Here is an 18,625-nt window from a genome sequence, read left to right on the forward strand (position 1 = left end):
TTATGCAATATAATGGAAGAATATAAAATGATTAGAGATATTTTGATTATTCAAAAGCGAGAACTGGAACAAAAACAGAAAGAAAGGTTTATTGAGAGGCAGGTTGATTATACAACACCTATGAAAAACGATTTAGTAAAGGTGATTATTGGTCCTCGCCGGGCGGGAAAATCTTCACTTGCTTTCAATATGCTTAAATCATTAAAAGAAAAATTTGGTTATGTCAATTTTGATGATGAAAGACTTGTTGGGATTAAAAATTATGATGATATCATTAATGCTATTGAGTCTGTTTACGACAACCCAAAATTTATTTTGTTTGATGAAATACAGAACCTTACCAAATGGGAACTGTTTGTAAACCGTTTACAAAGGCAAGGGTACAACCTTGTTATTACTGGTAGTAACTCAAATCTTTTAAGCAAAGAACTTGCTTCTCATCTTACCGGTAGACATATCTTGATAAATATTTTGCCTTTTTCGTTTGCGGAGTTTTTAACAGCAGGGGCAGAACATCTAATCCTAACAGAAAGCGAAAAGAGAGCAAAACTTTCAGACTATATTTACTGTGGTGGATACCCTGAACCTCTTTTTAAACAACTGGATGAAAAAGAATATCTTGCTACTCTTTATAACTCAATTATTTATAAAGATATCATTAGCCGATTTAAAATTCGTATTGTGCCAGCAATAGAAAACCTTGCGGGATATCTTTTATCTAATACAGGTAGAGAGTTTTCTTATAATACATTGTGTAAAATTTCTGGTTGTGGAAGTGTCCATACAGTAGACAAGTATCTACAATACCTTGAAGAGTCTTTTCTATTTTTTAAAATACATAGGTTCTCTCCTAACTTTGAAGGGCAACTAAGTTCTAATAAGAAAGTCTACTGTATTGATAATGGTTTTATTCAAAGCAGATCTTTTAAGACAGAAGACTATATTTCAACCCTATACGAAAATGTTGTAGCGGTTAAACTCAAGAAAGACGAGATGAACGGAGGGGCAAAGGTATTTTACTGGAAACACCCTCTTCAACAGGAGGTTGATTTTGTCCTTAAAGATGGTGTAGAAGTAAAGAAATTGATACAGGTATGTTGGAATATTGAAGATGTACAAAAAAGAGAGAAAAAAGAAAAATCTTTGATGAAAGCAGGTAATCAAGTAAAATGCGATAACTTGTTTGTTCTTAATGATAATTATGAAGGGGAAGAAGAATTTACATGGTTTGGGGTAACCAGAACAATTAAATATATTTCTTTATGGAAATGGTTACTTGAGTAAAAATGTACCTCTTTTGTGAAGGGATTCCCCCTTATATGTCATTCCGGATTTATCCCTCGGGGATACTTGGAACAAGCCGCCGAAAGCGGAAAAGGAATGTACCTTCTTTGCCCTCTAACCCTTGGGGGAGAGGGATCAAGGGTGAGGGGGTCTTTTGCTTTACGCTTTTGTTTTTATACGTTACTCCCCCCATTCCGTCTTTTGTAGTTAATCTTGCGAGTTTTACCCGCCGAAGGCGGAAAAGGAATGCACCTTCTCTTTGCCTTCTACCCTTGGAGTGTTTGGAGTAGTAGTCCCCAAAGGGTTGCAGAGAGTTTAATGGGATGAGGTTTATCCCTCGAGGTACTCGGTAGACAAGCCTTTACAATGACAAACAAGGCGCAAGGAATGAAACGTTAATGATGAGAAAAAAACTGAAAATATGTAAAAACGGTCTTCCTAACAATACACCAAGCAAGATTAAACTGCCTCCAGACATCTCTATATGCAATGAGTGCCTTGAAGAACTCTTTTCACCACACAACAGAAGGTATCTATACCCTTTTATAAATTGTTCTAACTGCGGACCTAAATTTTCTATCGTTAAAGATATCTCCTACAATAGAGATAAAACCTCTATGTATAAGTTTTCGATGTGTCCTGATTGTTATAACGAATATACCAACCCATCAGATAGACGGTTTCACACACAATCTGTATGTTGTCCTGTATGTGGTCCAAAATATCTATTGTTTGATAAAAAAGGTACACAGGTAGGAACCTCCTTAGATGCAATAAAAAAAGCGGTCTCTTTTGTAGAAGAAGGGCATATAGTTGCAATGAAAGGGATAGGCGGGTACCACCTTGTTTGTGATGCTACAAAAGTGGAGACGGTAAAAACTCTTAGAGTAAGAAAAAAAAGAGGAGATAAACCGTTTGCGCTTATGTCAAAGGATATAAATACAATAAAACAATATTGTATTGTAAATAAAGAAGAAAAAGAAACTCTTCTTTCAAAGAGAGCGCCTGTGGTTATTTTAAGGAGAAAAAAAAATTGTTGTTTGCCCAGCGATATTGCTCCTAACAATAAATATTTAGGTTTTTTTCTACCATACACTCCTGCCCATTATATCTTATTCTATTTTGGTAGGTTTGACACAATCATTGCAACCAGTGCAAATATATCTGATGAACCTACTTTTTATCAAGATGCAGATGTTTGTGATAATCTTTCTGTTGTTGCAGACTACATTCTTACCAATAACAGAAAAATAGAGATAGGTTGTGATGATTCTGTTGTAAAAATTGAGAAATTTAACAAAAAAACACATATACTGAGAAGGTCTCGAGGGTTTGTACCAGAACCTATAAGAACACCTTTTTCTGTTTCGCAACCAGTCTTTGCAACAGGTGCTGATATGAAAAATACCTTTTCTTTTGGGGTAGGGAACAATATTTTTACAAGCCAACATATTGGAAATCTTGAAAACCTAAAATCTTTTTTATTCTATAAAAACAGTTACCAACATTGGAAAAAGATTACTGGGTTTACACCAAAATTAGTGGCTTGCGACCTTCATCCTGATTATATGTCCAGTAGTTTTGCTAAAGAAGTGGCACAGAAAGAAGGTGTTCCTTATGTTGGAGTTCAGCATCACCACTCCCATATTGCTGCTTGTATGCTTGAAAATATGCTTCCAAATAAAGACGTTATAGGTATTGCTTTAGACGGAACAGGGTTTGGAGAAGCAGAGGATATTAGGGGGTGTGAGGTTATGATTGCCTCTTATAGCGGATATAAAAGGTATGCTTGGCTCGATTACATAGGGTTACCTGGGGGGGACATCTCTGTTAAAGAAGTATGGAGAACAGGGTTGTCATATCTTTATAACTCTTTTGGTAAAGATGTTTCTGGTATGAATATATCTTTATTTAAAGATGTTCCTTTTAAAAAGATGTATGGGGTTTATGAGATGCTAAAAAAAGATATTAACTGTACTCTTGCCTCCAGTATGGGGCGGTTGTTTGACGGTGTTGCTTCAATAATAGGGTTACAAAATGAGGTATCTTTTGATGCCCAAGCAGCCATTGCACTTGAAATGGTTGCAAATAAATCTTCTTCTACATTTTATTCGTTTGATATAAAACAAGCGAAAGACAAAGGTTCTTTTGTTATAGATTATACGCCTGTAATAAGAGATATTGTTAAAGATATCCTCAAAAATAAAGATGTTGGTCTTATCTCTTGCAAGTTTCACAAAGGAGTGGTTGAAATAATTACAGAAATATGTAAAGCCATAAAACAAGAAAAGAATATATCTGCAACAGTCCTTACTGGCGGGGTTTTCCAAAACTCGTTTCTTATGAAAATGATGAGCGAAAAACTTACCAACGAAGGTTTTCAAGTATACACCCATAGTCTGTTACCTTCCAATGATGGCGGTATATCTGCAGGGCAAGTTGCTGTTGCTTCTTTTAGTCAGTTGGCTGAATTTTAAACTCAAACGCCTTGTGAATATCCTGCTCCAGTGCATCAAATTCTGTTAGACGTGTAGGTGGTATATATCTTGCTTTTACAATTGCTTCTCTTATATCCATTTTCATAATTTCGTCTAAATCTGCACCTTCTGAGATTTTTTTACTTGCCAGACGATGAAAAAGTAGTATAGAGTTGAGCATTTTATACTGCTTTTGAAGTGTAGTATAAGAATCTCTTTCATCAAAAGCACTCTGGTGGAGAAAGTCTTCTCTAATAGAGCGGGCTGTTTCCAGCACAAGTCTATCTTGTGCAGATAAAGTTTCCATTCCTACAAGACGGACAATCTCATTTAAGTCTGCCTCTTTTTCCAGTATAACTATTGTATCATTCTTGTTTTTAATAAAATCTTCACCAACATCTTTAGTAAGAAAATCTTTGATATTGTCTTCATATAAAGAGTAACTTGTAAGCCAGTTTATGGCAGGGAAATGCCTCTGATAAGCAAGTTTATCGTCAAGACCCCAGAATACCTTGACAACTCTAAGAGTCATCTGTACAACAGGGTCTGTTAGGTCGCCACCGGGAGGGCTTACAGCGCCTATAACAGATAGAGAACCTGTCTTTTCTGCCTGTCCAAGGCAAGAGACTTTTCCTGCTCTTTCATAAAATGATGCTACACTTGTTCCCAAGTAAGCAGGGTATCCTTCTTCGCCGGGCATTTCTTCCATTCTACCTGACATTTCTCTTAAAGCCTCTGCCCATCTACTGGTTGAATCTGCCATTAATGCTACAGAATATCCCATATCTCTAAAATATTCTCCAAGAGTTATTCCAGTATAGATAGAAGCTTCCCTTGCAGCCACAGGCATATTAGATGTATTGGCTATAAGAATGGTACGCTCCATCAAAGGTCTGTCAGAAGCAGGGTCTTTAAGTTCAGGGAACTCTATCAGAACATCAGCCATCTCATTGCCTCTCTCGCCACAACCTATATAAACTATTATTTGTGCGTCTGCCCATTTTGCTACCTGGTGCATAACTACTGTTTTTCCGCTACCAAACGGACCTGGAATACAAGCAGTACCACCTTTCATAACAGGGAAAAGTGTATCTATAATTCGTTGCCCAGTAACAAGAGGTTGGTCGGGAGAGAGTTTGTTTTTTACAGGTCTTCTTTGGCGTACAGGCCATTTTTGCATAAGGTAGAAAGGTGTCTCACCTTTGTTTGTCTTGATTTTGCCTATAACATCTTCAACCGTAAAATCTCCTGCTTTTATTTCTATTAATTCACCTTCCAAATAAGGTGGTAACATTATTTTATGCATAAGTAACGGGGTTTCCTGCACTTCGCCAACAATATCTCCGCCTTTAAGGTGGTCTCCTTTACTTACAAAAGGAGTAAATTTCCACTTCTTTTCCCTGTCTAACGGAGGCATTTCTAACCCTCTGAGTATAAAATCTCCTCCTGCTTCAAGTTTAGACAAAGGTCTTTGTATCCCGTCAAATATATTTGTTAGAAGTCCAGGACCAAGTTCTACTTCAAGAGGTACACCTGTTTCATAGACAGGGTCGCCGACTTTAAGGCTTTCTGTCTCTTCATATACTTGAATAGAGGCGATATTATCTTCAATACGTATTACTTCTCCAACAAGCCGTACATCGCCAACCCTCACAACATCATACATTTTTGCTCCGCTCATTCCTTCTGCTTGAACAAGAGGTCCGCTTACCTTAATTATTCTACCTTGTTGAGCCATTATGTGCTTCTCCTTAACTATTATAAAATTATTCTTTCATACCTGTTGCCGTTCTTATCAGGTCTTCTACTATCTGGTATCCTTTACCTATATTAGATGTAAGACTTGGTAAAGGAAGTAGTTGTTTACGCATAACATATTTAGAAAGAAGGTCTCTGTCAAAGACTTCTTCAGTTATAAAAATTATAGAATAGTCTGAAAAACTAATATTTTTAATAATTTTGACAGCTTCTTCAACTGTTGTTGCAGGGAAAATTTCTGCACCAAAAATTTTAAAAAAACCTACCGATGTTTTATCGCCTATAAATCCTATTTTTTTATTTTCTTCCATTTTTTTCTAATTATAATGTAAATTGTTTATAAACTAAAATTTGATTGCAAAGATACGTTATTAAATATACAATAAAATCGAATAACTTACAAGGGGAAAAGCAGGTGGATATATATGTTGGTATAGATATTCTTGAATTTAATAGGTTTCAAAAGGTTCTTAAAAAACGTAGAGATAGGTTTTTAGATAGGGTTTATACAGATAAAGAGGTTGCCAATACACCTAAACTAAAAGAAGAGTTATTTTTATGTTTTACTTTCTCTTTTAAGGAATCTATATGGAAAGCCTTACCAGATTATTTACAGAAAGAGGTTGGCTTTAAGGATATAGAAATTATATGGAGAAGAAGAAAACCTCAAATATTTATTAAGGGCAAGCACTATTTCAAAACAGTATCCCACTTTTTTGAAATGGATGGAAATGTTGTCACTCTGGTTATAATAACAGTATAAGGCTTTTTTAAAATCAGTTACTTTTTGGAAGGTCTGTTTACAACCCGTTCATCAGAGGTTCTCGGGATAAACCTTGCCGTTAGATGGGCAAAGAATTGGACAATACGCAGTTCCTTTAGATGAGTGGGCTTGAGGCAAACTTCTCTATAAAATGAACGGTGTTTACTAATGATTTATTGTAGAGAATAGGACATTAAAAGGCGAAAGGGAATAATTTGTTATAAATATTTATGAGACGAAATACTTTCATTAAAGAATATTCTTTCCGTTGTTTACTTTTGTATGACTTTCAGAGAATATTTTATAATTACGACGGTTGTAACCAAAAAGTTCTTGGTCTTGTAACCCCTTACGTTCTAATAACTTAGCCATACAATCGGGTTCAATAACTATAATATTAACATTAAATATAAGCCATCTGAAGTAACTGAAATCTTTATCGAAGATTTGTTGTATCGTAGAACCTTTATACTTGCCAAATTGTATTATTGTTGATTCATAATATATCTTTGTTTTCTTGGATACTCGCACTTTCTTCTTCATCATTTTATCTTTGACATATGTTCCGTTAACCAGTTTAACATTCACATGTTTCCAGCGATATACCCCAGCATTGTGGATAATACGTTCGGAGTTCCACTCTGGATAGTAGGTGTATATATCAGAAGGTGTTCCGTTGATTGTAGGATAACCACGTGCAACTCCATATGGCCAACGTCTGATTTTTATCTCTTCAACAATAGTATATCTATTTTCATTCCAACTATCCAACCATGCAGCAAGTGGCAATAATTCTCCATTATATTTCCAAATTTGAAAGAGGTTTAGTTTGTTGTGTATACACATACGATTTTTCCAATGTAATTAATTCTCATAATAAGGAGATGGCACTGAAGGATAAGCTCGATATATATGATAGAAAACATCTTGTGCTTTTTTAACAACTTCAGTATGAGCATAACATTGCAGGGGTAATCCTGTTTTTTCATCCCATAAGAAATCTCTAATCAAGCTTCTTACTGCATCCCTTGTGGGTTCTCTGTTCTGCCAGTTATAGAGTCCTTGTAATTTTTCTTTTAGTTTTACCAGCAACGCTTCAGCAACTCTTTTTATTTTTTTAATCTCTGAAGGCGTTAATTGCGGTTTTGCAAGAAGGTCATATATTGCAAGCGTTTCTTCGTCCATACCCTCTTTCAATGCTCTTTTTTCTTCGTTATCCAAATCCTCATAAAATTTCAAAAGGGCTTCAAATGTAGCTTCAATACTTTTTCTGTCTTTTTCTTTGTTGTACTCATCAATGATTCTTTCATAATGTTCCTGGAAGTTTGTCCGAAGGGGATTCTTCATAATAAGCTGCTGCAATTTTTTCTCAATAACAGTTTTTAATTCTTGCACCACAGTATTTTTAGCTCTGGTTTTTTCAAATTCAGTTCGAAGTAGGTTAAAATCAATTTTACTTACATCATAAGGTGCGCTTTTGTCTTCTAAAGGTGTGCCTGTAACAACCGCTTCATCTACTATTTTATGCAACTTCTTGATAATATTGCTTATATCTGCAGATTCCCTGTCTTCCTGCAAGCTTTTATATATAATGTTGATAGCGCTGTAATAACCTCGGTATTCATTTACTTCCGGTATAGTGAGGCATGCCTTAAACTTAATAAAAACTTCTCTGCATATTACTTCAAATTTTTTTCTGGTTTCATCATTGACATTTACAGCTTCTTTGATCAGAACAATATTGCTGTTTCTCTCAAATCCACTCGAATTTATGATGTCGGTCAGCGACACTTTTTCATCTGACAGAAATTCTTTCACCATCTTAATGGTTTCTCTCAATTCTCCCAGAAGTTGTTCTTTGGTTCTTGTGGGGTCTACCTTTTCCAATCCAGGGCTACCTTGCCTGCCTTTATCGGTTGTTCCAGCAAATGTGGCAAGTGCCTTTCTTAAATTCTTGAGGATGCCACAATAATCTATAATAAGCCCATTGTTTTTATCCTTGTTAACACGATTAGCTCTTGCTATCGCTTGCATTAGAGTGTGAGCTTTAAGTGGTTTATCAAGGTAAAGGTTTGCAAGGCTTGGCACATCAAAACCTGTAAGCCACATAGCACAAACAATGGCTATGCGGAAAGGATGCTCCTCTTTTTTGAATGCGGAATCAACATCAATCCGTGTTCCGTCTGAAAGTTCAAACCCGTTTTTCATCAATCTGCGGTGAGGAGTGATATCAAACCCACATTTTCTAAACTTGTCTACTTCTCCCTGTTCTTCGCTGACAATTACTGCCATTTTTGTCTCTTGCATCCATTTAAGTTGATTTGATAGTTCTTCTCTGGTTTCATCTGAGGCAGACTTTAATAAGTTTGACAATTCTTCCTCTTTATTCTTCCAGTATAGATTTATGAGCTTGTGCATTTTGACACAAGTGAGTTTATCAATACATATAAACATCGCCTTGCCTGCTTCCCATGAAGTTGTGTAATGCTCGACAAAATCTTGGGCTATATCTTTAAGCCTTCTCTTTGCCGTGATTATGTGATAATCTCTTCTGAGTTCTTTTTCAAGGCGTGCCCTCAAATTGATATCTTCTGTATCTACCTGCTCCAGTTTTTCTGCAAGCCGTTCATTAATATCCGAAGTAGACACCCCGAGTGTATCGCCCCGGGAATCGTAATAAAGAGGAACCGTGGATTTGTCTTCCACTGCTCTTTGGAAATCGTATGTGGAAACATAGTTACCGAAAACTTGTGAAGTGATTTCCTCATCTTTAAACAAAGGTGTGCCTGTAAATCCTATAAAGTTGGCGTTTGGCAGGGCTTTACGCATATTGAGTGCAAGATTGCCGTATTGCGTACGGTGTGCCTCGTCTGTAATAACAATTATATCGTCTCTCTTGGTATAACCCTCATCGGTGTTAACGTCTTGATTGAATTTTTGAATTGTGGTAAATACATAAGCCTTGTGTTGCCTCATTAGTTTGGCAAGGTGCTTGCCGCTTTCGGGTCGACACGGATTTCTATCGTTATCCACTATGCCACACCCTGCAAAAGTCTGGTAAATCTGTTTATCGAGGTCGTCGCGGTCAGTACATATAAGAAACGTATAGTTACCTGCTATCTTTCTATGTACCTTGGTGGTAAAAAATACCATAGAGTAACTTTTACCTGCACCCTGGGTATGCCAAAATACTCCAAGTTTGCCTTTTGCTCTGGAAGGATTTTTTAGGGCTTTGATTACTTTGTTCACGCCAAGATACTGGTGGTTCTTTGCAAGTATCTTTATTCTTTTGCCTTTAGAATCGTCATAAAGAATAAAATTCTCAAAAATATCCAAGAAATTGTTTTTATCACAAACCCCTTTAAGAAGTGTTTCCATATCTATAATACCCGGGTCGGATTCAGATAATCGTTTCCAATCGTGGAAGTGTTCGTAACCTGCGGTTATGCTTCCTATTTTTGCTTTTTCGCCGTTGGCAAGCATAATGATAGCGTTATGATGGAAAAAATGGGGGATAGTATCTTTGTAATCGGCAAGGTTTTTTCTGTATGCGTTTTCAAGGTTTCTATGGATATTTTTGCACTCTACAAATAAAAGGGGTATGCCGTTGACAAACCCTGCGATATCAACTCTCCTGCGATAAAGACTGCCCTGTACCCACAGTTCACGTACAGCCATAAAGTGATTATTTGTAGCATCATCAAAATCAAAGACCTTGAGCCGTTCTTTTTTTATCTCCCCGTTGCTGCCCTGAAAAGAAACAAGCACGCCGTCTTTGAATAATTTGTATTTATCGAAATTGTTGGCAAGTAGTGATTGGCTCTGGGAATAGTCCATAACCTGCCTCACCGCCTCTTCATATACGGTTTCAGGCAGTTGGGGATTAAGTTTTTCAAGTGCTTGTCGTAGATAACGTTTAAGTACAACCTCCCTGTCGGAATCTCTTCCCAGAAGCCCGTCAACGTCAAAAGTTTCACGATTATAAGCATAAACAGATTCCCATCCGAGATTATCTTTGAGGTAATCTACGGTTGGTTTCTGTACCAGAGTATCTTCGTTAAAGTTAGTCATGGTTTTTTCTTTGCGGATTTAAGAATTTTTTTTATATGTCTGTCAAAAGGTTATAGAATTTTGTCTGATAAGTTTTTCCGTCATTTGCAGTATGTGCAAATTTTGCACATACTGAATTTTCTTTTAACTCTCCGCTCTTAAAGATGTTTTTAAGATGTTTGGTAATCACGCTTCTGTCAACCTTGAACAGTTCAGCAATTTTTGCCTGAGTCAACCATATTGTCTCGTTGCGTAAAAATATCTCCACCTTCACCTTGCCGCCAGGGGTAGTATAGAGCAGGAATTTCGTAAATTCGTTTTGCTGGATAATCTGCTTGTTTTTTTTAATCATTTATACCTCTATCTTACCGTTCATCAGACGAGGCAGAAGCAAATCTCTCGCCTGTGTGAGTTTCTGGTTTTGGTTTCTTAAATAAGAACATTGTTCCAAAAGTGAATTGACGATTTTTGAATATTGTTCAATTAAGTCTATTTTAGGTAAAAGCACTTTTATTTTTTTTAAGCTACTGTCGTTGAGAGATACCTGTGTTGCTCCAGTAGCATAATTATTCTTATATTGCACAAACTCATAGGAAGTTAAAAGCCCAAACAAGAAGCCTAAATACTTTTCCTCTGTTGTGAAACCAACCATTCCTGTTGAAAGTATTATTTTGGAAAGTAAAAAAGAATTCCCTTTATTAAAATACAACACCTTTTCTGTATCTTTCATTTTGGCAAAATATATAGTATTAATTTTGGGCAGGACATCTGCTCGGCTCGGTCTATTTTCATAATCTACTTCTTCTCCATATCCTGTTATATTTGTTCCGTCAATTTCTGAGGTCTGATAATATTGACGTATATCAGTAAAAACGGGCATTCCCAAAGGAGCCTTTTTAAATATTTTTATTTTTGTAATCGGTAAATAATCCCACTCGGCAGGCATCTTTTTGCCTTTACCATCAACTATTTTTATTTTTTCATATCCTGGGAAACGAAAATATACAAACCATTCTCTGAAGAGAAGGCGTGCCGATTCTTCCAACAATTCTATCCGCCTTTGATTAGTTTCAATAAGGTCGTCATAGGTAGAGAGTATATTTGCGATTTTTTTTTGATCTCCAATATGTGGAAGTAATAATGAAATATCTCCAAGCATGGCAAGATTAATGTTAGGTTGTGCTGCTTGGGCATTAATACTTTGCAAGTATTTAAATGTCAATGGGTTTTTAAACCAATAATAAATATATTGGCTATTGGCTAATTCTGGTTTGATTCGCACTATACCAACAGCTTGATTTGTATTTGCAGGCAAATGTTTTCGTTTTATAATTCCAACTTTGCCAATATTAATTCCTGCTATTGTAACTAAAATATCGTTTTCTTGAAGAATAGACCGCTTTAATTTATTTTGAGCAGATTCGTTTATATAAGCAAACCCTTGAGTATCGAGTTCGCTATCCCCATTTAAAGCTTCTGCTTTAATAAAATTTATGCCAGAATCAGTAAAATCAAAACCAACTGTTGTTGGAGTTGTTCCCTTTGTTATCCTGTCAGTGATACATTTTAACTTAACGATTTGCTTCATATCCCAACCTCTTAAAGTTTTCGCTGATTTTCTTTGCAAGTTCGCCTGCTGTTTTATTAAGTTCATCCAATTCCGTGTGTATTGCAAGCATTGTTCCGCTAAAGTCAAAATCAGGGTCTTCTTCTTCAGGTGTTACACCTACATATCTTCCAGGAGTTAAACTCCAGTCATTTTCTTCAATCTCTTTTTTGTCAACCAGTTTAACAAGCCCTTCTACATCTCTTAGTTTTTCTTCGGGAAACCGTTCGAGAAGCCATTCTGCCTGATGAAAAAAATATCTAACAAGTTTTAACTGCTTAACCAATATATCCCGCGTTTCTTCTGCCTGCTTTTTAAGGTTGGTTATCTCGCGGTTATTTTCTTTGCTGTTTCCATTGTTGTTCGTATTAATAAAATCCTCTGTCAGCCGGTTTGCAAGCCGATACATAAGTTCTGCTTCTTTTATAAGTTTATTATTTTCTTCTGCTAGAGGTTTAAGTTTCTCCAAAATCTTTAGCGAATTCAACTTCTCTTTGTTTTTCCGCAAATGCATTTCCTCAGGCATTTCTGCAAGAATCTTTGTGTAGTTTTTGCTAATGTTTTTATAAGTTCTCGTGCTTACCGTAAGTTTACCGGCAATTTCGTATTGTTTACTGTTAACAGGAAGCTGCTCAATAAACGATTTAAGCTTTTTGTACAACTCTTCAAAATCTTGCTCGTATTGGCATGTGAGCAATTGTATATGTGCAGATTCATCAAGGAACCTTAACATATAATTTAGCACCAGTTTATGGAATCGGTCTGTTTCTCCCCTGTATAGCCATACTATAGAGAGGATGTTTTGAAGTTGTTCTGGACTGAAATCATAAATTTTGCGGGTCACTTTTCTGTAGATGTTTCGCGCATCTATCATCAAGACCTTATCTTTCTGCGCTTTAGATTTACCTTTGTTGAAAAACCAGAGTTCACAGGGAACAGTGCGGGTATAGAAGAAATTTGAGCGGATGGCTATCATAACATCAACATCACCTGTTTCTACAATTTTCTGTCTAACCTTTGATTCGCTCTTTCCTGCGCTTGATGCCTGCGAAGACATTACAAAACCTGCTCTGCCTTTTTCTGTAAGATAACTGTAAAAATAGCTTATCCAGATATAGTTGCCATTGCTTACCTTTCCTTTTTTATTGACACCCGGCAAACCGAAAGGTAATCGAGGATCGTTTTTTATTTTATCTGCATCTATTTCATCCACATTAAAGGGAGGATTTGCCATAACAAAACCTGCCTTTTTATACAAGTCATGGGGGTCTTCATAGTAGGTAATCGCCTTTTTTATATCTCCTACCAGACCGTGCACAGCAAGGTTCATTTTAGCTAGATTGATGGTTGTTGCATTTTTTTCCAGACCATAAAAAGATAAGGCGTCCGTAGGATTTTTATGAAGATTTTCCACAAAACGAGCGCTCTGAACAAACATCCCTCCGCTTCCGCAGGCAGGGTCAAGTACTGTACCTCTTTTGGGTTCAAGGACATTGGCAATAAGAGAGACAAGTGATACGGGCGTGAAAAATTCTCCCCCATCGTGAGCTTTTAAGTCGGCAAACTGAGTAAGAAAATATTCGTAAATTCTGCCGAAGACGTCCCCGTCAACTTTTTTAAGTTCTTCCGGATTCAGTACTCGGAGCAGATGCCCGAGTATTTCATTGTCCAGTTCTCTGTATTCTCTTTTAGGTAGAACGCCACGCAAAGTTTCATAATCCGCTTCAATAGATTCCATAGCGTCAATAATAGCCTTTGCCCGGTCGTCGCTGTCTTTCAGTGTGACGAGATAGTCAAATTGGGCTTTCTGTTGCAAGAAAATAGCTGATTTTTTGCTGAAATCTTCTTTGGTTATAGGCCGTTTTATTCCGCCTCTCGTAGGAAGAGTCTCTTCAATCGTATCTTTTACCGCTAAATAACGGCTATAGGCATGCCGTAAAAAGACTAGCCCCATAACTGGCATAAAGTATTCGTTGCTGGCATAATTGGAATTGGCTCGTAGTGTGTCTGCCGCGCTCCAGAGCCTTTTTTCGATTGCTTCGATATTTGCAAGTTGTGCCATAATATACTCGTAGAGAAATATCTGTTTCAAAACTGCTTTCTATAAGGATTTTACAGTTATTGTTGCAGGGAAAATTTCTGCACCAAAAATTTTAAAAACTATCATGCTTCATCACCCTACGCCAAGGTTTATCTGCCAAGTTTGTAGTTTAATGTAGGTTGGATTGGAGGAAAGTCGTGGAGGATTGCCCATTTCCCTACAAACTGGACGGTGTTCACTGAAGATTTATCTTTTTTAAATAATATTTGGTTAAAAAAGTGGTGTGCCGATCTCCTGTTCAGCTTCTTGGATGAATTGATAATGAGAGTACCTCTTTAAACAAGAAGCCGCTTGGTGGTCTATAAGAATAGTAATTTTCGGGTGTAATTGCAGAATAGACGCTGGTACTATACTTGTTATTGGACCTTCAAGAGCCTTAGCAACAATTTCAGCTTTATTTTTACCTGTTGCAAGAAAGAGTATTTCTTTAGCTTCAAGAATCGTGCCTATACCCATTGAAATAGCAAACCTGGGAACCTCTTTTATATCAGTAAAAAACCTTGAATTATCTTGTATCGTCTGTTTATCGAGAGCAACAAGGCGTGTTCTTGATTTAAAAGAGGAACCCGGTTCATTAAAAGCAATATGTCCGTCGCCTCCTATACCGAGAATTTGTAAGTCTATACCACCTGCTTCAATGATTGTTTTCTCGTATAGTTGGCAGTATTGAGCCACTTCTTTGACGTTTAGGTCACCTTTTGGGATAAAGGTATTATTCTGGTTGATATCAATATGGTCAAAGAGGTTGGTCTTCATATAATATCTGTAACTTTGAGGATGAGATGAATTGATACCATAATATTCATCAAGATTAAAGGTTTTCACATTACAAAAAGATATTTCTTTATCTTTATTTAACCTAACCAACTCTTTATATAGTTCGAGTGGAGTACTTCCTGTTGCCAGTCCAAGAGTGGTGTCAGATTTTTTGTTGACAAGATTTTTTATGATTCTGCTTGCTTCTTGTGAAATTTCTTTATAATCTTTTTTAATTATCACTCTCATTGCTATCTTCTGTCTCTGTATCTGGTTCAGTCTCTACGTTTTCGGTCTCTTCGTCATCGTCTTCTGGTATAGGAATATCCCCAAGTTGTTTCAATCCAAGTGAAATCCGTTTGTTGTCTGGGTCTATTTCAAGTATCATTACCTCAAGTTTTTGTCCTTTGTGTAAGACATCTGACGGGTGTTTAATCTGTTCAGTAGAGATGTTGGAGATATGTAAAAGTCCATCAATATCTTTTTCTATCTCTACAAACGCTCCGAAATCAGTTATATTGTAAACCTTCCCCTTTACAATGCTTCCTACAGGAAATTTTTCTGCGATTTCTGGCCAAGGGTTAGATTCGAGTTCTCTTAGACTGAAAGATATTTTCTGTTCAGCTTTTTTGATATCAATAACCTTAACTGTGACAGGGTCGCCCATAGCTACTATTTCTGAAGGTCTTCTAACTCTACCTGTCCAGGAAAGTTCTGATATATGTAGCAGTCCTTCTACACCTTCTTCTATTTTGACAAACGCTCCGTAATCTGTGATGTTTACTATTTTACCTTCAATAGTAGAGCCAATGGGGTATTTTTCTTCAATGTTTTCCCATGGGTTAGGAGTTTTCTGTTTTAACCCAAAAGAAGCTATCTGTTTTTCAAGGTCAACATCAAGAATAACAACCTCAACTTTCTGTCCTAAACTTAGTAATTGAGACGGGTAACTTACCTTCCCCCAACTCATATCGTTAAGGTGGAGTAACCCAACAAGCCCGTATTCTATCTCTATGAACGCTCCATAATCAACAATGTTTCTAACGACTCCTGTAACAAGTTGATTTTTTTGGAGTTCTGAAAGATACTCTTTCTTCTGAACCGCCTGTTCTTCTTCAATAAATTTTCTTCTTGATACAACAACATTTTTTCTTAAAGCATCAAGTTTAATAATCTTAAAAGTTGCTTGCGAGTTGATAAGTTTTGCAGGGTTAGAAAGAGGCGCTATATCTGCCTGTGATGTAGGTAGAAAAGCAAGAACCCCTATATCTACTCTAAAACCTCCCTTGATTGATTTAAAAATCGTGCCTTCTATTGGTGTATCTGCTTCGTAAGCTTTTTCGATGTTTTCCCAATGTAATAATATGTCTGCTTTTTCTTTAGACAAAGGAATCAAACCAGTCTTGTCAGGGTCCAAAGATTCTACAATAACAGTAACTTCTGTTCCTTCAAGTTCTTCTCCAGAATCGTTTTTAAATTCTTCTCTTGGTGCTACCCCTTCAGACTTGTACTCGATGTCTATTATTACGTCATCGTTGAGTACCCGTAAAATCTTCCCTTTAATTAGTGAACCAGGTTTAAAGCTTGCAATTTTTTCTTCCAGAAGTCTGCTTACTTCTTCTCTTGCCATGTATACCTACCTCCTTATATCCTTTATTTTTTAATTTTTCTTTAACCGCCAGTATGAAGTTTTCAGGAGTAGATGTTCCTGACACTAAGCCGACGGAAGAAATTTCTTCTAATGATACTTCTTCTAACTCTTCAAGTTTTTCTACATAATGAACATTTGCGTTGAAACTTTTGCATGTCTGGTAAAGTTTGCCTGTATTGGAACTGGTTTTGCCGCCCAACACTATTACCATATCGCTCTTTTTACTTATAAGGACAGATTCTGCTTGACGTTCTTCTGTCACTTTACATATTGTATTATAAATTATAACTTTTTTAAAACGGAGATTTTCAAGTATATAATTTGCTGTAGAAAGATAATCTTTAAAAGATAAGGTTGTCTGCCCTATCACAGCAAGTTGTTCAAACTGTCTTCTATTTTTAAACTCGCTTTTTTCTTGAACAACAAGTGTGTTCTTCCCGTAATCTCTTAACGCTTCAACTTCAGGGTGTTTTCTATTCCCTATTATTATAACAAAATATTTTTTATTGTCTAATTTTTTTATTAACGAGTGAAGTTTTTTTACCGATGGACACGTTGCGTCGTATATATCAACTTTCTGTTTTTTTAGTCTTTCAAGTTTAGGAAGCCCTATTCCGTGAGACCTGACAATAAAAGGGCAATTATGTATTTCATTTAAATTCTCTGTTACTTTTAACCCTTCTGATTTAAGTTGAGCCATAACAACAGGGTTATGAACTATATCTCCAATACTATATAGGGTTTTATGTTCTCGTAGAAGGTTTTCAGCCATTTTAACAGTTCTGTTTACACCAAAACAGAAGCCGATGTTTTTTGCTACAATAAGTTTTTTCATAGTGCCTCAAGTTTTGCTATCTCATCCATAGCCAGTTGTGAAATGGCCGCATAATCTGTTTCTTCAGTCTTTATGGGAGGTCCATAAATTACTGTAATTGTTGTGCTAGGTCTTATAAATCTTGCGCCAACAGGCATTGCTTTGTTGGTACCTTTGATTAAAACGGGTATTAAAGGGGCTCCACTTTTTATATGCAGAAAACCTATACCTGGTTTTGGATCAAGCATCTTGCCTGTTTTGCTTCTTGTGCCCTCAGGGAAGACAACAAGTGCTCTCTTTTTTTTTAAAGCTTTTATTCCCGCTCTTAAAGATGTTGAAGAAGGTTTATCTCTTTCTAATGGGATAGCACCAAGGTACGCAAGTATGCGGGATATAATAAATATATGGAGAAGGTTATCTTTAGCGAAATAGTTGACAGGCATAGGTAATGAGTGGCCAACAACTATTGCGTCGAGAAAACTTATATGGTTTGCTACTATAATGCACGGACCTTCTTTAACTATATTTTCTCTGCCTTCCACCTTTATACGAAAAACAAATTTAAATGTTATAAAAGCAAGAAATTTTGCAGAAAAGTAAAGAAATGTTTCCATTATTTATCCAATATGTTTGACAGAAGAGTGATTCCAATAATTTTGTTTTTTAATATATCTACTTCTTTTCTATTGGGAGCGATACCATCTTGTTTGACTAAAATAGCGTATTCGTGTTTGCTAAGAGAAACTTCTGCGTGATCAAAAGCATCTACCTGTTTTAGGGTGATACATAAAGGGCTTTCTGTATCAAATGTTCCTATATATACCCACCTAGAATCTGTATCTATTATTACCTGTTTACCTCTATATTTTTCATTGAATGAACACATTTTTAGTCTATTTTTTACTGTTGAGAAGTATTGTTACAGGACCATCGTTATGTATCTCAACAAGCATATATTTACCGAATTCTCCTGAAACAACCTTTAAGCCAGAAAGGTTGAGCATTTCAAGAAAATTGTTGTATAAGAGAAGCGCTTTATTTGGGGGAGCAGCTTCTGTAAAGTCAGGGCGGTTACCTCTCTTGCAGTTACCACAGAGGGTAAACTGAGAGATTATCATCAGAGCTCCGTTTATATCAGAAACAGAGTTGTCCATTTTGCCGTGCAGGTTTTCAAATATTCTCATAGAAAGGATTTTTCCTACAAGGTATTCACAATCCTTTTCTGTATCGTCCTGTTCAACGGCAACAAGTACCACTAAACCAGTATCTATCTCGCCTCTTTTTTCGTTCTCTACATACAGAACACCTTTCTTAACTCGTTGAATAACTGTTTTCATAATTTAAGTTTACTCCTAAACATATTTC

General features: G+C 36.4%; 16 protein-coding genes. 3 read left to right on the forward strand and 13 right to left on the reverse strand.

The features are described from left to right. Positions 1-27: 27 nt before the first annotated feature. Positions 28-1,284, forward strand: a complete 1,257-nt coding sequence (locus tag M0P98_00405; protein MCK9265343.1) for an ATP-binding protein — start codon at positions 28-30, stop codon at positions 1,282-1,284. Between the two features lie 398 nt (positions 1,285-1,682). Further along, positions 1,683-3,761, forward strand: coding sequence for a carbamoyltransferase HypF (gene hypF / locus M0P98_00410; protein ID MCK9265344.1), 2,079 nt, complete (start codon positions 1,683-1,685; stop codon positions 3,759-3,761). Here hypF and M0P98_00415 read toward each other — a convergent pair. Both M0P98_00415 and M0P98_00420 read right to left on the reverse strand, forming a co-directional pair. Then, complete coding sequence (locus tag M0P98_00415) at positions 3,739-5,499, reverse strand: V-type ATP synthase subunit A (protein MCK9265345.1); 1,761 nt, start codon at positions 5,497-5,499, stop codon at positions 3,739-3,741. The two genes, hypF and M0P98_00415, sit on opposite strands and share 23 nt — an antisense overlap. Before the next feature lie 28 nt (positions 5,500-5,527). Then, a complete protein-coding gene (locus M0P98_00420; protein ID MCK9265346.1) occupies positions 5,528-5,830 on the reverse strand; it encodes a hypothetical protein in 303 nt (100 codons plus the stop codon). Positions 5,831-5,934: 104 nt separating this feature from the next. Between M0P98_00420 and M0P98_00425 the strand changes: the two genes are divergently transcribed. Further along, complete coding sequence (locus tag M0P98_00425; GenBank protein ID MCK9265347.1) at positions 5,935-6,282, forward strand: 4'-phosphopantetheinyl transferase superfamily protein; 348 nt, start codon at positions 5,935-5,937, stop codon at positions 6,280-6,282. Positions 6,283-6,531: 249 nt separating this feature from the next. Here M0P98_00425 and M0P98_00430 read toward each other — a convergent pair whose 3' ends face one another. The 11 genes from M0P98_00430 to dtd all read right to left on the reverse strand — a co-directional run bounded on the left by M0P98_00430 (position 6,532) and on the right by dtd (position 18,597). Next, complete coding sequence (locus tag M0P98_00430; GenBank protein ID MCK9265348.1) at positions 6,532-7,071, reverse strand: hypothetical protein; 540 nt, start codon at positions 7,069-7,071, stop codon at positions 6,532-6,534. A gap of 75 nt (positions 7,072-7,146) precedes the next feature. Further along, positions 7,147-10,353 carry a type I restriction endonuclease subunit R gene (locus M0P98_00435; GenBank protein ID MCK9265349.1) on the reverse strand — a complete coding sequence of 1,069 codons (3,207 nt, stop codon included), beginning with the start codon at positions 10,351-10,353 and terminating at the stop codon, positions 7,147-7,149. A gap of 31 nt (positions 10,354-10,384) precedes the next feature. Next, positions 10,385-10,684, reverse strand: coding sequence for a hypothetical protein (locus M0P98_00440; GenBank protein ID MCK9265350.1), 300 nt, complete (start codon positions 10,682-10,684; stop codon positions 10,385-10,387). After that, positions 10,685-11,986 carry a restriction endonuclease subunit S gene (locus tag M0P98_00445; protein ID MCK9265351.1) on the reverse strand — a complete coding sequence of 434 codons (1,302 nt, stop codon included), beginning with the start codon at positions 11,984-11,986 and terminating at the stop codon, positions 10,685-10,687. After that, positions 11,904-14,000 (reverse strand): type I restriction-modification system subunit M, encoded by a 2,097-nt coding sequence (locus M0P98_00450; GenBank protein ID MCK9265352.1) that lies wholly within the window; start codon positions 13,998-14,000, stop codon positions 11,904-11,906. Before M0P98_00450 ends, M0P98_00445 begins: the two co-directional genes overlap by 83 nt. A 249-nt stretch (positions 14,001-14,249) precedes the next feature. Continuing rightward, positions 14,250-15,044, reverse strand: coding sequence for a glucosamine-6-phosphate deaminase (gene nagB / locus M0P98_00455; GenBank protein ID MCK9265353.1), 795 nt, complete (start codon positions 15,042-15,044; stop codon positions 14,250-14,252). Next, positions 15,028-16,425, reverse strand: coding sequence for a S1 RNA-binding domain-containing protein (locus tag M0P98_00460; protein ID MCK9265354.1), 1,398 nt, complete (start codon positions 16,423-16,425; stop codon positions 15,028-15,030). The genes nagB and M0P98_00460 overlap by 17 nt, the downstream gene beginning before the upstream one ends. Next, positions 16,373-17,281: a 4-hydroxy-3-methylbut-2-enyl diphosphate reductase gene (ispH, locus tag M0P98_00465; protein ID MCK9265355.1), complete on the reverse strand. Its 909-nt coding sequence runs from the start codon at positions 17,279-17,281 to the stop codon at positions 16,373-16,375. Before ispH ends, M0P98_00460 begins: the two co-directional genes overlap by 53 nt. After that, positions 17,278-17,874: a 1-acyl-sn-glycerol-3-phosphate acyltransferase gene (locus M0P98_00470; GenBank protein ID MCK9265356.1), complete on the reverse strand. Its 597-nt coding sequence runs from the start codon at positions 17,872-17,874 to the stop codon at positions 17,278-17,280. The genes ispH and M0P98_00470 overlap by 4 nt, the downstream gene beginning before the upstream one ends. Beyond that, positions 17,874-18,146, reverse strand: a complete 273-nt coding sequence (locus tag M0P98_00475) for a hypothetical protein (protein MCK9265357.1) — start codon at positions 18,144-18,146, stop codon at positions 17,874-17,876. The genes M0P98_00470 and M0P98_00475 overlap by 1 nt, the downstream gene beginning before the upstream one ends. Before the next feature lie 7 nt (positions 18,147-18,153). After that, positions 18,154-18,597, reverse strand: coding sequence for a D-aminoacyl-tRNA deacylase (gene dtd / locus M0P98_00480; GenBank protein ID MCK9265358.1), 444 nt, complete (start codon positions 18,595-18,597; stop codon positions 18,154-18,156). Positions 18,598-18,625 lie beyond the last annotated feature (28 nt).

It is taken from the genome of bacterium, assembly GCA_023230585.1.
In the GTDB taxonomy this organism is placed as follows: Bacteria; Ratteibacteria; UBA8468; order B48-G9; family JAFGKM01; genus JALNXB01.

Excerpts from the sequence above, each read along its gene's own strand:
- M0P98_00405 (MCK9265343.1), top strand. The coding sequence starts at position 28 with ATGATTAGAGATATTTTGATTATTCAAAAGCGAGAACTGGAACAAAAA.
- hypF (MCK9265344.1), top strand. The coding sequence starts at position 1,683 with ATGATGAGAAAAAAACTGAAAATATGTAAAAACGGTCTTCCTAACAAT.
- M0P98_00415 (MCK9265345.1), bottom strand. The coding sequence starts at position 5,499 with ATGGCTCAACAAGGTAGAATAATTAAGGTAAGCGGACCTCTTGTTCAA.
- M0P98_00420 (MCK9265346.1), bottom strand. The coding sequence starts at position 5,830 with ATGGAAGAAAATAAAAAAATAGGATTTATAGGCGATAAAACATCGGTA.
- M0P98_00435 (MCK9265349.1), bottom strand. The coding sequence starts at position 10,353 with ATGACTAACTTTAACGAAGATACTCTGGTACAGAAACCAACCGTAGAT.
- M0P98_00440 (MCK9265350.1), bottom strand. The coding sequence starts at position 10,684 with ATGATTAAAAAAAACAAGCAGATTATCCAGCAAAACGAATTTACGAAA.
- M0P98_00445 (MCK9265351.1), bottom strand. The coding sequence starts at position 11,986 with ATGAACTTAATAAAACAGCAGGCGAACTTGCAAAGAAAATCAGCGAAA.
- M0P98_00450 (MCK9265352.1), bottom strand. The coding sequence starts at position 14,000 with ATGGCACAACTTGCAAATATCGAAGCAATCGAAAAAAGGCTCTGGAGC.
- nagB (MCK9265353.1), bottom strand. The coding sequence starts at position 15,044 with ATGAGAGTGATAATTAAAAAAGATTATAAAGAAATTTCACAAGAAGCA.
- M0P98_00460 (MCK9265354.1), bottom strand. The coding sequence starts at position 16,425 with ATGGCAAGAGAAGAAGTAAGCAGACTTCTGGAAGAAAAAATTGCAAGC.
- ispH (MCK9265355.1), bottom strand. The coding sequence starts at position 17,281 with ATGAAAAAACTTATTGTAGCAAAAAACATCGGCTTCTGTTTTGGTGTA.
- M0P98_00470 (MCK9265356.1), bottom strand. The coding sequence starts at position 17,874 with ATGGAAACATTTCTTTACTTTTCTGCAAAATTTCTTGCTTTTATAACA.
- M0P98_00475 (MCK9265357.1), bottom strand. The coding sequence starts at position 18,146 with ATGTGTTCATTCAATGAAAAATATAGAGGTAAACAGGTAATAATAGAT.
- dtd (MCK9265358.1), bottom strand. The coding sequence starts at position 18,597 with ATGAAAACAGTTATTCAACGAGTTAAGAAAGGTGTTCTGTATGTAGAG.